The 13,793-nt window shown below is 67.4% G+C and carries 15 protein-coding genes; 12 read left to right on the forward strand and 3 right to left on the reverse strand.

Going from position 1 to position 13,793, the window contains the following annotated elements; translation table 11 throughout:
* The first annotated feature begins 75 nt into the window (after positions 1-75).
* Positions 76-1,344 (forward strand): TetR/AcrR family transcriptional regulator, encoded by a 1,269-nt coding sequence (locus F3087_RS22680; protein ID WP_150404048.1) that lies wholly within the window; start codon positions 76-78, stop codon positions 1,342-1,344.
* A gap of 76 nt (positions 1,345-1,420) precedes the next feature.
* Here F3087_RS22680 and F3087_RS22685 read toward each other — a convergent pair whose 3' ends face one another.
* On the reverse strand, positions 1,421-2,947 hold the full coding sequence (locus F3087_RS22685; protein ID WP_150404049.1) for an aldehyde dehydrogenase family protein: 1,527 nt from the start codon (positions 2,945-2,947) through the stop codon (positions 1,421-1,423).
* A gap of 366 nt (positions 2,948-3,313) precedes the next feature.
* Here F3087_RS22685 and F3087_RS22690 point away from each other — a divergent pair, with 366 nt between their 5' ends.
* The 3 genes from F3087_RS22690 to F3087_RS22700 are packed head-to-tail and all read left to right on the forward strand — an operon-like array spanning position 3,314 to position 5,984.
* A complete protein-coding gene (locus tag F3087_RS22690) occupies positions 3,314-4,297 on the forward strand; it encodes an ATP-binding cassette domain-containing protein (RefSeq protein ID WP_150404050.1) in 984 nt (327 codons plus the stop codon).
* Complete coding sequence (locus tag F3087_RS22695) at positions 4,294-5,118, forward strand: ABC transporter permease (RefSeq protein WP_150404051.1); 825 nt, start codon at positions 4,294-4,296, stop codon at positions 5,116-5,118. The genes F3087_RS22690 and F3087_RS22695 overlap by 4 nt, the downstream gene beginning before the upstream one ends.
* Positions 5,115-5,984: an ABC transporter permease gene (locus F3087_RS22700; RefSeq protein WP_223885271.1), complete on the forward strand. Its 870-nt coding sequence runs from the start codon at positions 5,115-5,117 to the stop codon at positions 5,982-5,984. The genes F3087_RS22695 and F3087_RS22700 overlap by 4 nt, the downstream gene beginning before the upstream one ends.
* On the opposite strand, the gene F3087_RS22705 is transcribed toward F3087_RS22700, so the two are convergent.
* A complete protein-coding gene (locus F3087_RS22705) occupies positions 5,954-7,144 on the reverse strand; it encodes a lycopene cyclase family protein (protein ID WP_150404052.1) in 1,191 nt (396 codons plus the stop codon). The two genes, F3087_RS22700 and F3087_RS22705, sit on opposite strands and share 31 nt — an antisense overlap.
* A 234-nt stretch (positions 7,145-7,378) precedes the next feature.
* Between F3087_RS22705 and F3087_RS22710 the strand changes: the two genes are divergently transcribed.
* Both F3087_RS22710 and F3087_RS22715 read left to right on the forward strand, forming a co-directional pair.
* Positions 7,379-8,383 (forward strand): alpha/beta hydrolase, encoded by a 1,005-nt coding sequence (locus tag F3087_RS22710; protein WP_150404053.1) that lies wholly within the window; start codon positions 7,379-7,381, stop codon positions 8,381-8,383.
* Position 8,384: 1 nt separating this feature from the next.
* Complete coding sequence (locus F3087_RS22715) at positions 8,385-9,320, forward strand: esterase/lipase family protein (RefSeq protein ID WP_150404054.1); 936 nt, start codon at positions 8,385-8,387, stop codon at positions 9,318-9,320.
* A gap of 19 nt (positions 9,321-9,339) precedes the next feature.
* Here F3087_RS22715 and F3087_RS22720 read toward each other — a convergent pair whose 3' ends face one another.
* Positions 9,340-9,816, reverse strand: coding sequence for a hotdog fold domain-containing protein (locus tag F3087_RS22720; protein ID WP_150404055.1), 477 nt, complete (start codon positions 9,814-9,816; stop codon positions 9,340-9,342).
* A 184-nt stretch (positions 9,817-10,000) separates the two neighbouring features.
* Between F3087_RS22720 and F3087_RS22725 the strand changes: the two genes are divergently transcribed.
* From F3087_RS22725 to rplB, 6 genes are all read left to right on the forward strand, one after another.
* A complete protein-coding gene (locus F3087_RS22725) occupies positions 10,001-10,411 on the forward strand; it encodes a hypothetical protein (RefSeq protein WP_150404056.1) in 411 nt (136 codons plus the stop codon).
* Positions 10,412-10,961: 550 nt separating this feature from the next.
* On the forward strand, positions 10,962-11,267 hold the full coding sequence (rpsJ, locus tag F3087_RS22730; protein ID WP_003938093.1) for a 30S ribosomal protein S10: 306 nt from the start codon (positions 10,962-10,964) through the stop codon (positions 11,265-11,267).
* A gap of 14 nt (positions 11,268-11,281) precedes the next feature.
* Positions 11,282-11,947, forward strand: a complete 666-nt coding sequence (gene rplC, locus F3087_RS22735) for a 50S ribosomal protein L3 (RefSeq protein WP_150404057.1) — start codon at positions 11,282-11,284, stop codon at positions 11,945-11,947.
* The gene (gene rplD / locus F3087_RS22740; protein WP_150404058.1) at positions 11,944-12,618 is read left to right on the forward strand and encodes a 50S ribosomal protein L4; all 675 of its coding nucleotides are present in this window, start codon (positions 11,944-11,946) and stop codon (positions 12,616-12,618) included. The genes rplC and rplD overlap by 4 nt, the downstream gene beginning before the upstream one ends.
* Complete coding sequence (gene rplW, locus F3087_RS22745; RefSeq protein ID WP_040731336.1) at positions 12,615-12,920, forward strand: 50S ribosomal protein L23; 306 nt, start codon at positions 12,615-12,617, stop codon at positions 12,918-12,920. Before rplD ends, rplW begins: the two co-directional genes overlap by 4 nt.
* A gap of 33 nt (positions 12,921-12,953) precedes the next feature.
* Positions 12,954-13,793 carry a 50S ribosomal protein L2 gene (rplB, locus tag F3087_RS22750; RefSeq protein ID WP_150404059.1) on the forward strand — a complete coding sequence of 280 codons (840 nt, stop codon included), beginning with the start codon at positions 12,954-12,956 and terminating at the stop codon, positions 13,791-13,793.

The raw sequence follows: 13,793 nt of genomic DNA on the forward strand, positions 1-13,793 counted from the left end.
TGCGAATTGTGGTTAACTTAGGTTCCATTGTCGGGCGCTGTCAACCAGCGGCGCCGCCGGAGAACGGAGAGGTGCATGGTCGCGGATCGCAGCGAGGTCGGCCTCGCTTCCGCGCGGCCGGACGGGCCGGCATCGCGCGGCGATTCCGCGGGCGGTGGCGGGCGGGTCACGGGTGCGCCGGTGCGTCGGCGGCCGAAGGATCGCAAGGTGCAGATCATCCGGGCGGCCGCGCGCGCGTTCAGCGATCGCGGGTACTACCCGGTCGGCGTCGACGAGATCGCCGCCGAGGTGGGGATCTCCGGGCCCGCGCTGTATCGGCATTTCACCAATAAATACGCGCTGCTCGTCGCCGCCGCTGAAGAAGGCGCCAGACACCTGCTGAATGTCGCGCGCGCCGCGGACGACCCGCAGCTCGAACCCGGGCAGCGGCTGGACGCGCTGATCCGGGCGATCAGCGAGCACACCATCGAGATCCGCCGCGAAGCCGGGCTGTACCGCTGGGAGCGGCGCTACCTGGAACGCGAAGATCGAGTCCGGATCCGCAAGATCTACGACGACCTGAACGGCACCCTCGCCGAACCGATCGCGCTGCTGCGCCCGGACGCGCCGCCCGCCGACGTGGCGATGCTGGCCGCCGCCGTGCTCAGTGCGATCGCCAGTATTTCCGCGCATCGCAGCGCGCTGTCCGGGGCCAAGTTGCTGCCGCTGCTGCACGACATGTCCTGGGCGATCCTGCGCGCCGACCTGCCGCCCGCGCCGCCGGAACCGGATCCGGGACCGGTCACCCGCGGCCTGCCGGTCTCGTCGAAACGCGAACAGCTGCTTACCGAGGCGATCCGGATCTTCGGCAGGCAGGGTTACCACGAGGCGAGCATCGAGGAGATCGGCGCGGCCGTCGGCATCAACGCCTCCAGCGTGTACCGCTACTTCGCCAGCAAGTCCGACCTGCTCGCCGCCGCGTTCTACCGGACCGGCGACCGGGTCGCGCTCGCGATCACCGAGGCACTCGCCGAGGCGACCAGCCGCGAGGACGCGGTGCGCCGCATCGCCGAACGCCAGGCCCGGCTCACCTTCGCGATGCCGGAGATCATGCCGGTCTACTACGCCGAATTCAGCAACCTGCCGCCGGCCGAGCAGCACAAGCTGCGCGCCATCCAACGGCAGAACGTGCTCGAATGGGCCAACCTGCTGGACGGCGACCCGGTCGAGGCCCGCTTCCGCGTACACGCCGCCATCGGTCAGGTGATCGACGTCGGCCGCCTCCTCCGATTCGACTCCCGCCCAGCACAACTGGCCCGCGTCACCGCGCTCATGCAAGCCGTCCTGCTCGGCGACAAGGCATAGCCGCACACCATCTGATTTCCCGCGCACCGATTCGCATGCGATTGGCTGTGCGGAAAATCAAGGGGTGTGCGGCAATTCAGGTACGTCGCCCGTGCCGGATGCGAAAGATGGTCTTGGCCAAGCGCAAATGGCGGGGGTGGCGGTCGAAGGTGGACAGGTTGACCGGCGCCTTGTAGCGCTTGCGGGCGATGGCGAGGGTGTGGCTGAACTCGCGTAGGCCCTGGTCGCCGTGGCTGTGGCCCTGGCCGTATTCGCCGACTCCGCCGAACGGCAGTGCGGGAATGCCCGCGTAGGCGGTCGAGGAATTGATGGTCACCACGCCGACGCGTAAGTGTTCGGCGAAGGCCTCGATCTCGTGCACGTCTCTGGTGAATACCGAGACCGCGACGTCGTTGCCGACCGCGTTGATGCGCTGCGCGGCCTCTTCCATGCTGGTCACCTTGTTCACGACCAGCACGGGCCCGATGCCTTCGCCGGTGATCGCCAGGCTCTCCTCGGGCACCTCGGCGAGCACCACGGGTTCGATGTACGGCTCGCGAATCGAGTCCAGGCCGCCGACCACCGCGCGACCGCCGCGGGCGAGTGCGTCGCGAATCTGCTTGCGCACCACCTCGACCTGCGATTCCAGGATCATCGGGCCGTAGGACGCGCGCTTGTCCGCGCCGGGACGCAGCTTGGCGGCCTGCGCGGCCACCAGCTCCAGGAACGGTTCGTAGACCGACTCGGCGACGTAGGCCCGCTGGATCCCGGTCGCGTTCTGCCCGGCATTGGCCATCGCGCCGAACACCGCGGCCTCGGCGGCGTCGTCGAGCTTCGCGTCGACGTGCACGACCATGCTGCCCTTGCCGCTGCGCTCCACCACCACCGGCGTCATCGTCTGCGTACACAGCGCGATCACCTCGCGCGCGCCGGACTCCGAACCGGCATAGGCGATCTTGTCCACCTTGGCCCGGCACAGCGCGGAGCCGGTCGCGTGATCGCCGGTAACCACTTGCAGCACCGGCTGATTCGGCGCCAGCCGGGACCAGCTCTCGGCCAGCCAGACGCCGACGCCGGTGGTCAGCTCGTGCGGCTTGAACACCACCGTGTTGCCCGCGGCCATGGCGTAGGCGATCGAGCCCATCGGGGTGAACACCGGGTTGTTCCACGGGCCGAGCACGCCGATCACGCCGAGCGGCAGGTAGCCGACCGAGGCCTGCTGGTTGCGGGTCAGCCAGGTGGAGCCGAGCTTCTGCCTGCCCAGCGCGCGGGCGGCGTTACGGGCGGCCCAATCGAGGTTCTCCACCGCGAGCATCACCTCGATTGCCGCGTCCGCCTCCGGTTTTCCGGTTTCCTCGGACAGGATCTCGACCAATTCGCCTGCGCGGCGGGCGATGTCGCGTTTCCAGTCGAGCAGCCAGCGCTTGCGGCCGCTGAAACCCAGTTCGGCCCACCATTTTTCGGCCGCGTGGGCGGCGCGGACGGTGCGGTTGATTTCGCCCGCGCCCATCACGGCGTAGTTGCCGACGGTCTCGCCGGTGCGCGGGTCGTAGGACGTCAGCACGTTCGATCGGCCCGATCCTCCGGGCTGCGCCGCCACTTGTGGCTGCGCGGACTCGGCCATGATCACCTCTCGCAGTATCGAAATCGGCGTGCGGGCCACTTGCGAGGCGGCCGCCGCGGACGAGTGAGTGTTCCCCCGATTAGCAGACTATGGTCGCCGCGACGGGCCGACAAGGCTCGCGCGCCGCCACCGCGCTGCCCTTGACATGGTTCACCAGCGACGATTCGGGCCGTGCCGGACGGATATCCGCGAATGTGAGTAAGGACACATTTAGTTCGCGCTCCCGTTGGGTAGAGCGCGGGCGACCCGGTACGAACCCCGCATGCCGGTAACATCACGCCAAGCGCTACGGATCTCTAATGGGGACGTATACGCGCGCGCTCCGGCGGCCCCTGAGTCGTCGCAAATGCCGATAGTGGAGAGTTGATGCCGAGCTTGAACCAAGCAGATCTGCATGCCAGTGAGCCAGCGGTCCGGGTGACGGACGTGCGGAAGTCGTTCGGCGATGTGCATGCACTGCAGGGGGTCAGCTTCGTCGCCGACCGCGCCTCCGTCCTCGGCATCCTCGGACCGAACGGCGCCGGCAAGACGACGATGGTGAAGATCCTGTCCACGCTGCTGCGCCCGGACTCCGGCACCGCCGTCGTGGCCGGGCACGACGTGCTGAAGGACGCGGCGGGCGTGCGCCGGTCGATCATGATGACCGGGCAGTACGCCGCGCTGGACGAGAACCTGTCCGGCCGGGAGAACCTGGAACTGTTCGGCCGCCTGATGGGCCTGACCAAGTCCGCCGCGCGCAAGCGGGCCGACACGCTGCTCGAGGAATTCGACCTGGTGAGCGCCGGCCGCCGCGCGGTGCGCCACTACTCCGGCGGCATGCGCCGCCGCGTCGACATCGCCTGCGGTCTGGTGGTGCGGCCGGAGGTGGTGTTCCTCGACGAGCCGACCACCGGCCTGGATCCGCGCAGCCGCCAAGGCGTCTGGGATCTGGTGAACGCGCTGAAAGCGCAGGGCATCACGGTCCTGCTGACCACGCAGTACCTCGAAGAGGCCGACGTGCTCAGCGACAACATCATCGTCATCGACAAGGGCACGGTGATCGCCGAGGGCACCGCCGACGAGCTCAAGGAGAAGACCGGCGGCAGCTACTGCGAGGTGGTCCCGCTGGACCCGACGCAGCTGCGCCCGACCGCCGCCGCGCTCGGCGACCTGGTGCCCGCCGCGGTGCTGGCCGCCCTCAACGGGGGCGACCGGCTCTCGATTCCGGCGCCGGAGGGTGCGGCCACGCTGACCGAGGCGCTGCGCCGGCTCGACACCGCGGGCATCCAGCTGGCTGACATCGCGCTGCGCAGGCCCTCGCTCGACGACGTCTTCCTGTCCATCACCGGACACTCGGGCGGTACCGCGTGACGACCGCTACCGCTCCGGACCGTGCCGCCGACGCGGCCGCGTTGTTCGCGGACCTACCCGAGGCCCGGCTGTCCTCGTTCGCGCAGTGGCGCGCGCTGTCCGGCCGCATCGTCTGGACCATGGCCACCAAGGGTGAGCTGATCGTCGCGGTGGTGACGCCGCTGGTGTTCACCCTCGGGTTCTATCTGCCGCTGCGCTTCGTGATGAAGTTCCAGGGCATCGATTACGCGCAGTACGTCATGCCGATCATCGTGTTGCAGACCATGGCGTTCACCATGATGTCGAACGCACAGCTGGCCGCGTTCGAGGCGTTGACCGGGTTGAGCACGCGAATGCAGACGATGCCGATCGGCATGCTGGTTCCGTTGTCCGCGCGGATCGCGGCCGGGCTGGTTCGCTCGATCACCTCGCTGACCGCGGCCGTGCTCTTCGGTTATCTGATCGGCTTCCGGTTCGTCGCCGGCTTCGGCCAGGCGGCGTTGTTCTGCTTGTTCTCGCTGGCGATCGGCACCACGCTCGCGCTCGGCGCCGACGCGCTCGGCAGCCTGACCAAGAGCCCGGAGTCGCTGAGCCAGGCGCTGACCCTGCCGACGCTGATCTTCGGCATGCTCTCCTGCGGGTTCGTCCCGGAAAAGAACTTCCCGACCTGGATTCAGGGGTTCGTGCGCAATCAGCCGATCTCCCAGTTCTCCTTCGCGCTGCGGGACATGGCCGCGGGCGGCGTGAGCTGGCAAGTGTTGTGGGTGCCGCTGACCTGGGTGATCGGGCTCGCGCTCGTGTTCATCCCGCTGGCGGTCTGGGCGAGCGTGAGGCGATCATGAGTTCTGTGCAGGCCCCCATGGCGCCGATCGACGAGACCGACAAGATCTCGGGGAACACGCCGCTGCCCGAGGTGACCGCGAAACCCGAGAACTCGCTGAGTAATTGGGTCACGCACAGCCTGATCCAGTGCAAGCGACTGCTGCTGGTGTGGGCGCGGGATCCCGCGACGACGATTCAGACGCTGGTGTACCCGGCGCTGACGCTGCTGATGTTCAAGATCGTGCTGGGCAAGGCGATCACCGGCTACACCGGCCAGCCGAGCATCTACGCGCAGATGGCGCTGCTCACGCTGGTCGCGGCGATGTCGGGTGCCGTTGTGAGTGCGCTCGGGTTCAAGGGCGAGAAGATGACCGGTCTGCTCGGCCGGTTCTGGACCATGCCGATTCATCGCGCGGCGGGCTTGACCGGACGCCTGCTCGCCGAGGCGGTTCGCGTGCTGGTCACCACCCTGTTCGTGATCGGCGTCGGCATGCTGCTCGGCTTCCGGTTCAACCAGGGCCCGCTCGCCGGTATCGCGCTGATCGGGATCCCGGTGCTCTTCGGCGTCGCCTTCGCGGTGCTGGTCACCGCGCTGGCCACGGTCACCGAGGGGGTGATGCTGGTGAACATCATCGGCATCATCAACACCCTGCTGATGTTCTTCAACACCGGCTTCGCCCCGGCCTTCGCCTACCCGACGTGGTTGCAGTCGACGATCAAGAATCAGCCGATGAGCTGTGCGATCGACGCGATGCGCGGACTGTCCTACGGCGGCCCGGTCGCGGAGCCGCTGATGAAGACGGTGCTGTGGACGCTCGGCCTGATCGTGGTGTTCGCCTACCCGGCCGTGCGCGGTTATCGCCGGGCGGCGGAGACCGGCGCCTGATCGAAGTCGTAGTCCAGCCAGCGGTTGCGGTTGGTCCAGCCGACCAGGTCGTAGCGCCAGCGGAACGGCCAGGTGTGCGCGACCGTGTTGAACAGGACCGCGCCGAGCGCGGTGTAGTCGTCGTGGGCGGACAGCAGGGCGCGCTGTCCGCGCGGCGAGGCGGTGAAGAACGCGTCGAACATGGCCATCGACTGTTCGGTGGTGAGGCGGCCGAGGCCCCATAGGCCGCGCATCCGCATCCAGTAGACCAATCGGGCTCGCGGCGGCCACAGTTCGGCGATCGGGTCGCGGCCCTGCTGGAGTGCGTCGATCGCGGTGTCGACCAGCGCCAGGGAGTCGGCCACGCTGTAGCCGGTGCATGGGTGCATCATGCCGCCGCGGGACCCGAACGGAACCGCCTGTGCGGTGCCCTTTTTCGGCGGCGGCTGGTCCAGCGGATAGTGCGCGGCCTCGGTCGGTTCGTCGCCGGTGAGCCGGATGCCGTGCGCGGCAAGCCGATTCAGTGTTCGTCTACGCAGCTCGTGCTGCGGCATGCCGCCCCGCAGGCCGAGGCTGGTCTCCTCGAAGATCACCGTGCCGTCGCCGAGCGGCACCGAGTAGAGGAACGACGGCGGCTCGCCGGGGCCAGCGCCGTTCTCCGGCCGCCAATCCAGCAGCAGCCCTTCGCCGTCCTCGACCATCGGCGCGGCCGTCTCGGCGGCGACGAAGATGCCGTGCGCGCTGGCGGCCCGGCGCCGGCCGAGGGTGGGCAGGCCGCGGGTGTCGAACACGGTGGCCGCGTTGATCGTCGTGCCGTCGGAGAGTTCGACGACGTGCGCGTCGACCCGGGTCGCGCGTCCGGTGCGGACGGTGGCGTCGTCGAGCGGGAGCGCCTCGCGCAAGCCGGTTTTGGACAACACGCAGTAGGGGCGATCGATGCGGTGCTCGGACTCGGCCCAGACGGTCGGGCGCGGAATCGTGCTGGCGATCGCGGTCGACGGCAGCCAGTCCGGCAGCTCGTCGATCCAGCAGGAGTAGGTGGGCGGCCACAGCCGATCCGGTCGCGGATCGACGGCGGTCACGCTGAGTCCGGCCCGCATCGCGCGATGGGCCAGCGCCCGGCCGGTCGGACCGAGCCCGACCACGCATACGTCGACTTCCCGGACCGCGCTGACACCCATGAGGGCATTCAATCCGCTGCGGCCGGGCCGACGCAACTATCCGGGCCCGACGAGCCCCAGAAAATCGGGTCTCGGAACAAGCCGGACAAAGTGAAAGCAAGCACTTCGAGAATTGCACGAAATCGTGCCCCCAGAATTGGTGGCCCTGCAACTTCAGTGATGAAAAAGGGTTGTTTCGCCCCGTAGTCTTGGCGCCGTACGCGGGTGGTTTCCGCGTTCAGGAGAAGGGGAATCATGAGTGGCAACAACCGCGGCCGGCTTCGTGTGCTCGCGGTCACAGTGGGTGCAGCGGTGATAGCAATTATGTCTGCACCGGCGCATGGGGCGCCGGCTGAGTCATCGATTGTCGCGGTGCAAGAGCACGACGCGCGAAAGCTGACGTTGACAATTCATTCCGCGGCGATGGATCGCGATATCCAGGTGGAGACGCAGCGCGCGGCCGACACCAGCGCGCCCCGCCCGGTCCTCTATCTGCTCCAGGGCGCAGGCGGCGGCGAGGACGGCGTCACCTGGGCGACCGAAACCGATGCCATGCAGTTCCTTTCGACCAAGAACGTGCACGTCGTCTCGCCGATCGGCGGCATGTTCAGCTACTACGCGGACTGGGTGAACGACGATCCCCGGCTCGGGCGGCAGAAGTGGAAGACCTTCCTGACCCGCGAACTGCCGCCGCTCATCGACAAATACTTCGCGACCAGCGGGCGCAATGCCATCGCCGGCTTCTCCATGGCGGGCACCACCACCTTGGCGCTCGCCGCGACCAGCGGTGACCTCTACTCCAGCGTCGCCGCGTACAGCGGTTGCGCGCAGATCAGCGACCCGGTCGGCCAGGAGTTCGTCCGGCTGACCGTGGAGACCTGGGGCTGGGCACACCTGGAGAACATGTACGGCGCGGCGAACGACCCGCGCTGGGCGGCCAACGATCCGTACGTGCAGGCCGAGGGGCTACGCGGTAAGTCGATCTACATTTCCAGCGGCGGCGGGCTGCCCGGGAAGTACGACGAATTGAACGGCAAGTATTCACTGCCTGGTGTCGACGGTTATGCGGCGCAGCTCATAAAGGGTGGTGCTATCGAAGCGGGCACGAATTACTGCTCGCGCAATATGCAAACTCGCCTGAATACCTTGGGCATTCCGGCAACGTATGACATTCATCCGGACGGCACCCATTCCTGGGGTTATTGGGAAGACGCGTTGAAGAACTCGTGGCCTGCGCTGTCCGCACCGTTGGGAATTTGAGATGTGGATTCGGAAACAGGCCGCGCGCATCGCCGGCCTGGTACTCGCTGCCGCGAGCGCGGCTGTATTGCAGGCGCCGGCCGCGGTCGCCGGGCCGCCCATCCCCGCATTCGCGGGCGCCAACGATTGGGCCTGCCGTCCGTCGGCGGAACGGCCGCAGCCGGTAGTGCTCGTGCACGGTTCCGGCACCGACGCACCCAATAGTTTCGCCCTGCTCGCGCCGCTGCTGCGCGGCGAAGGCCACTGCGTGTTCGCCGCGGATCTCGGGCCGACACCCGGTGTGCGCGATGTGGTGAGCGGCCAGGCCGGTTCTGCCTCGATGGGTATCGGCCCGGTCGGCGCCGCGATGCTCGGCCGCACCATCTACGGCGTCGCCGACATCGACCGCATGGCCACCGAGTTGAACGAGGTCGTGCAGGCGGTGCGCAACGCCACCGGCGCGCGGCAAGTGGCGCTGGTCGGTCATTCCACCGGCGGCACGGTGATCCGGCAGTACCTGCGCGCGCAAGGCGCGGACGCGGTCACGCAGGTGATCACCCTCGGAACCCCGTATCGGGGCTCGACCTGGGCCGGACTCCGGACGAACTATCCGGATCTGGCCTCGCTCGGCCTGGAAAACGCGCAGATCGCGGCCCAGGTCTTCGGAACCCCGGGACAGCAGCAGGTGGTTGGGTCACCGCTGCTGAACCGGCTGAACGCGGGAGGCGAGACCGTGCCCGGTGTCCGGTACACGGCGCTCGCCTCCCGCGCCGACGAAATCATCACCCCGCAGGAGACCGCGTTGCTCGCCGCACCCACCGGCGACAACCGCAACATCTGGCTGCAAGACGGCTGCCCGACCGATATCGCGAATCACAGTGGCCTGCTTGGTGATACGCGAGCGGCCGCGGCGGTGCTCAGCGCACTGGCGAACGACAACCGCGCCCTTCCCTGCTAGAAGGGCGCGGCCCGGGGGCTTACTGCGGGGTGACCCAGGTGGTGATGTCCGCGTGCACGACCTCGAGTCCGTGCTTGTCGTAGACCGAGACCGGCACGATCAGGTTCTGCCCCTCGGTGATCGTGCTGAAGTCGGGGATCTCGGTCAGCTTCGCCACGGCCCGCAGGCTGGTCTCGGCCTTGGCCAGGTACTGCACGTTCATCGCCTTCGGGATCCAGCGATGGGTGCTCGGCACGGTCGCCTCGCTCAGCATGCCCATGGCCACCTCGGCCAGGTTGCACGCCGCGATGGCGTGGTAGGTGCCGAGGTGGTTGTGGATGCCGAACCATTTCGGCGAGGTGACCTCGCACAGGCCCGGCTCGAGCCGCACGACACTCGGCAGCACCGTGCCGAAGTACGGCACCCGCGCCACCATGCCCAGCGAGAACAGCGTGTGGCCGAGCCGGTTGTCCGGCAGCTTCTTCCAGCTGCGGAGGGTCGCAGTCTCTTTCGTCATGCGCTCATCTTACTGCTGAGTAAGTTCGGTCGGCCGAGTGTGCCTCAATTCACTACGCGGCGGCATCCGGGACTTCCTGGTCGGGGGTTCAACTTGCTATATTTCTTGGTTGCGTCATTCGCTGAAGCGACTGGGGGCCGACGCCATTTCCGTTGGTGCACACGGGAACTGGGAGTTCATAGACATGGGTATTCGTTCTGTTGTCGCGGCATTCGGCATCGCGCTCGGTGGCGCCGCCATCGCGGCCTCGGCCGGCGCGGGCGAGGCCGCCGCCTTCACTCCGGTCATCGCGCCGGAGGACGGCATCTATCTCGGCGTCGACCTCGATCACAACGAGACGGTCGCGCTGGCGCGCAGTCCGCTCGCCGGGCTGCTCAACGGCCCGCTGACCACCGACGGCCTGTTCTACCTCGACGAGGACTCGGTGTATCAGGGTGGCGTCGAGGTCGACGGCATCCGGTACAACGAGAACCTCCAATTCGCCGGGGTCGCGGGCGAGGCGGCGAACTCGCGCGGCGGCACCATCTCGTTCGCCGTGGTCGATCCGGCCGTCTTCGCCGGCTCGAAGTACGTGGTCATCCAGGATCTGCGCTGACCTACCGATCCGGGCTCGGTTCCGGCTCGGCAGCGCGCTCGGATCCGGCCCGATATGACCAGCGGCGGCGGCCGTGACGACCCCTCGGAATCGTCACCCGCCGCCTTTGCTGTCTCCGCCGTCATGCCGCTGACCTGGGCGGAGCAACTCGCGGGGGGCGGATTTGAAGTAGCCGACCGCGTCGGGCATACTGTTCGGGTTGCCTTGTACCAGTGCCGTGCCTGTTTCCGTGTGAGACGGGATGGCTAGGCGAGGCGAGTACCAACAATCGTGTACCTCATCGGGTCAACCGGTGTGGGTACGTCCGGGAACACGGTTCCAGGCCTGAGATGAAGTTCTATCCGGGGCCGAGGAATGAGCGGATGGGCGACACGCCCGACCGCGTGGACCGGAGAACCATGACAGATGAACAGCGGCGAGGATCGAGCATGCGTGCTCGGTCGCGGTCTCTCGTGAGACGTCTTCGTGTGTTCGGGCTGTGCAAATTGAGGGTGGTACGGAAGCCAGCTTCCGGATCACGAAGGTATAAGCGGAGAAAAGGACACTTAGCGTGGCGGGACAGAAGATCCGCATCAGGCTCAAGGCCTACGACCACGAGGCGATCGACGCGTCAGCGCGCAAGATCGTTGAGACGGTGACCCGCACTGGGGCCCGTGTCGTCGGGCCGGTGCCGTTGCCGACCGAGAAGAACGTGTACTGCGTCATCCGTTCGCCGCACAAGTACAAGGACTCGCGCGAGCACTTCGAGATGCGTACGCACAAGCGGCTTATCGACATCCTCGACCCGACGCCGAAGACGGTCGACGCGCTGATGCGCATCGACCTGCCGGCCAGCGTCGACGTCAACATTCAGTGACGGGGACTGGAGATATGACTGACAACAAGAACAGGCCCGCGGCAGGCATCCTGGGCACCAAGCTCGGGATGACCCAGGTGTTCGACGAGAAGAATCGCGTCGTTCCCGTGACCGTCATCAAGGCCGGACCGAACGTAATCACCCAGATCCGCACCGTGGAGCGCGACGGCTACAGCGCCGTTCAGGTCGCTTTCGGCGCCATCGACCCGCGCAAGGTGAACAAGCCGGTCTCCGGCCAGTTCGCCAAGGCCGGTGTCACGCCGCGCCGGCACGTTGCCGAGATCCGCGTCGCCGACGCGTCCACCTTCGAGGTCGGCCAGGAGATCAACGCCGACGTCTTCGAAGAGGGCGCCTACGTCGACGTGACGGGTACCAGCAAGGGCAAGGGCTTCGCCGGCACCATGAAGCGTCACGGCTTCGCCGGTCAGGGCGCCTCGCACGGTGCGCAGGCTGTGCACCGTCGCCCCGGCTCCATCGGTGGCTGCGCCACCCCCGGCCGCGTGTTCAAGGGCATGCGCATGTCGGGTCGCATGGGTAACGACCGCGTCACCACGCAGAACCTCTCGGTTCACAAGGTCGACGCCGAAAACGGCCTGCTGCTGATCAAGGGAGCGATCCCGGGTCGTCGCGGCAACGTCGTGATCGTCAAGAGCGCAGTGAAGGGTGGTGCGCACGCATGACCAGCCTCGAGAAGAAGGCCAACCTGAGCCTGCCGGTCAAGGAACTGGGCGGCAAGACCAATGGCACCGTCGAGCTCCCCGCGGAGATCTTCGACGTGACCGCGAACATCTCGCTGATGCACCAGGTGGTCATCGCGCAGCTGGCCGCGGCCCGTCAGGGCACGCACTCCACCAAGACCCGCGGTGAAGTCCGCGGTGGTGGCAAGAAGCCGTACCGGCAGAAGGGCACCGGCCGCGCCCGTCAGGGCTCGACCCGCGCGCCGCAGTTCACCGGTGGTGGCGTCGTGCACGGCCCGCAGCCGCGCGACTACAGCCAGCGCACCCCCAAGAAGATGATCCGCGCCGCACTGCGTGGAGCACTTTCGGACCGGGCGCGCAACGAGCGCATCCACGTGATCACCGAACTGGTTGCCGGGCAGGCCCCGTCGACCAAGACGGCCAAGAGCTTCCTCGCGGAGCTGTCGGACCGCAAGAAGTTCCTCCTCGTCCTCGGACGTGAGGACCTCGCGGCCTGGAAGAGCGTGCAGAACCTCGAGTTCGTGCACCCGATCGCGCCGGACCAGCTCAACACCTATGACGTGCTGGAAAGCGACGAGGTCGTGTTCAGCGTGGAGGCACTCAACGCCTTCGTGCACGGCCCCGCCGAGGCGGCACAGGAGGAGAGCAAGTGACCACCATCGCCGACCCCCGCGACATCCTGCTGGCGCCGGTCATCTCGGAGAAGTCCTACGGACTCATCGAGGAAGGCACCTACACCTTCATCGTGCACCCGGATTCCAACAAGACGCAGATCAAGATCGCCGTCGAGAAGGTCTTCGGTGTCACGGTTACCAGCGTCAACACCGCCAACCGTCAGGGCAAGCGCAAGCGGACCCGCTTCGGTTACGGCAAGCGCAAGAACACCAAGCGCGCGCTCGTGACCATCTCGGCCGACAGCAAGCCCATCGAGATCTTCGGAGGCCCGGTCGCGTAAGCGCCTGGGACTCCAGAAAGAAGAGAAGAACTCATGGCAATTCGTAAGTACAAGCCGACAACCCCGGGTCGCCGCGGGTCGTCCGTTTCGGACTTCGCTGAGATCACTCGGTCTACCCCCGAGAAGTCGCTGATCCGTCCGCTGCACAGCAAGGGTGGTCGTAATGCGCACGGTCGCATCACCACCCGGCACCGCGGTGGCGGCCACAAGCGTGCCTACCGTCTGATCGACTTCCGTCGACTGGACAAGGACGGCATCCCGGCCAAGGTCGCGCACATCGAGTACGACCCGAACCGCACGGCGAACATCGCGCTGCTGCACTTCGCGGACGGCGAGAAGCGCTACATCATCGCGCCCAAGGGCATCGCGCAGGGCACCCCGATCGAGTCCGGCCCCACGGCCGACATCAAGCCGGGCAACAACCTGCCGCTGCGCAACATCCCGACCGGTACCACGATCCACAACGTGGAACTGCGTCCGGGCGGCGGCGCGAAGATGGCCCGTTCGGCCGGATCCAGCATCCAGCTGCTCGGTAAGGAAGGCACCTACGCCACGCTGCGTATGCCCTCCGGCGAAATCCGCCGCGTCGACGTGCGCTGCCGCGCCACCGTCGGCGAGGTCGGCAACGCCGAGCAGTCGAACATCAACTGGGGCAAGGCCGGCCGTATGCGCTGGAAGGGCCGTCGCCCCACCGTCCGTGGTGTCGTGATGAACCCGGTCGACCACCCGCACGGTGGTGGTGAGGGCAAGACCTCCGGTGGTCGCCACCCGGTCTCGCCGTGGGGACAGCCGGAAGGCCGCACCCGCAAGCCCAACCGTCCGAGCGACAAGCTCATCGTCCGCCGCCGCAAGTCCGGCAAGAACAAGCGCTGA

The organism is Nocardia colli, from assembly GCF_008704205.1.
Classification (GTDB): Bacteria; Actinomycetota; Actinomycetes; order Mycobacteriales; family Mycobacteriaceae; genus Nocardia; species Nocardia colli.

What these genes read in the sequence shown, in the direction of transcription:
- F3087_RS22725 (WP_150404056.1), top strand. Translation starts at nt 10,001, where the DNA reads ATGGGTATTCGTTCTGTTGTCGCGGCATTCGGCATCGCGCTCGGTGGC.
- F3087_RS22685 (WP_150404049.1), bottom strand. Translation starts at nt 2,947, where the DNA reads ATGGCCGAGTCCGCGCAGCCACAAGTGGCGGCGCAGCCCGGAGGATCG.
- F3087_RS22700 (WP_223885271.1), top strand. Translation starts at nt 5,115, where the DNA reads ATGAGTTCTGTGCAGGCCCCCATGGCGCCGATCGACGAGACCGACAAG.
- F3087_RS22680 (WP_150404048.1), top strand. Translation starts at nt 76, where the DNA reads ATGGTCGCGGATCGCAGCGAGGTCGGCCTCGCTTCCGCGCGGCCGGAC.
- rplD (WP_150404058.1), top strand. Translation starts at nt 11,944, where the DNA reads ATGACCAGCCTCGAGAAGAAGGCCAACCTGAGCCTGCCGGTCAAGGAA.
- F3087_RS22690 (WP_150404050.1), top strand. Translation starts at nt 3,314, where the DNA reads ATGCCGAGCTTGAACCAAGCAGATCTGCATGCCAGTGAGCCAGCGGTC.
- F3087_RS22720 (WP_150404055.1), bottom strand. Translation starts at nt 9,816, where the DNA reads ATGACGAAAGAGACTGCGACCCTCCGCAGCTGGAAGAAGCTGCCGGAC.
- F3087_RS22710 (WP_150404053.1), top strand. Translation starts at nt 7,379, where the DNA reads ATGAGTGGCAACAACCGCGGCCGGCTTCGTGTGCTCGCGGTCACAGTG.
- F3087_RS22705 (WP_150404052.1), bottom strand. Translation starts at nt 7,144, where the DNA reads ATGGGTGTCAGCGCGGTCCGGGAAGTCGACGTATGCGTGGTCGGGCTC.
- rplB (WP_150404059.1), top strand. Translation starts at nt 12,954, where the DNA reads ATGGCAATTCGTAAGTACAAGCCGACAACCCCGGGTCGCCGCGGGTCG.
- F3087_RS22715 (WP_150404054.1), top strand. Translation starts at nt 8,385, where the DNA reads ATGTGGATTCGGAAACAGGCCGCGCGCATCGCCGGCCTGGTACTCGCT.
- rplC (WP_150404057.1), top strand. Translation starts at nt 11,282, where the DNA reads ATGACTGACAACAAGAACAGGCCCGCGGCAGGCATCCTGGGCACCAAG.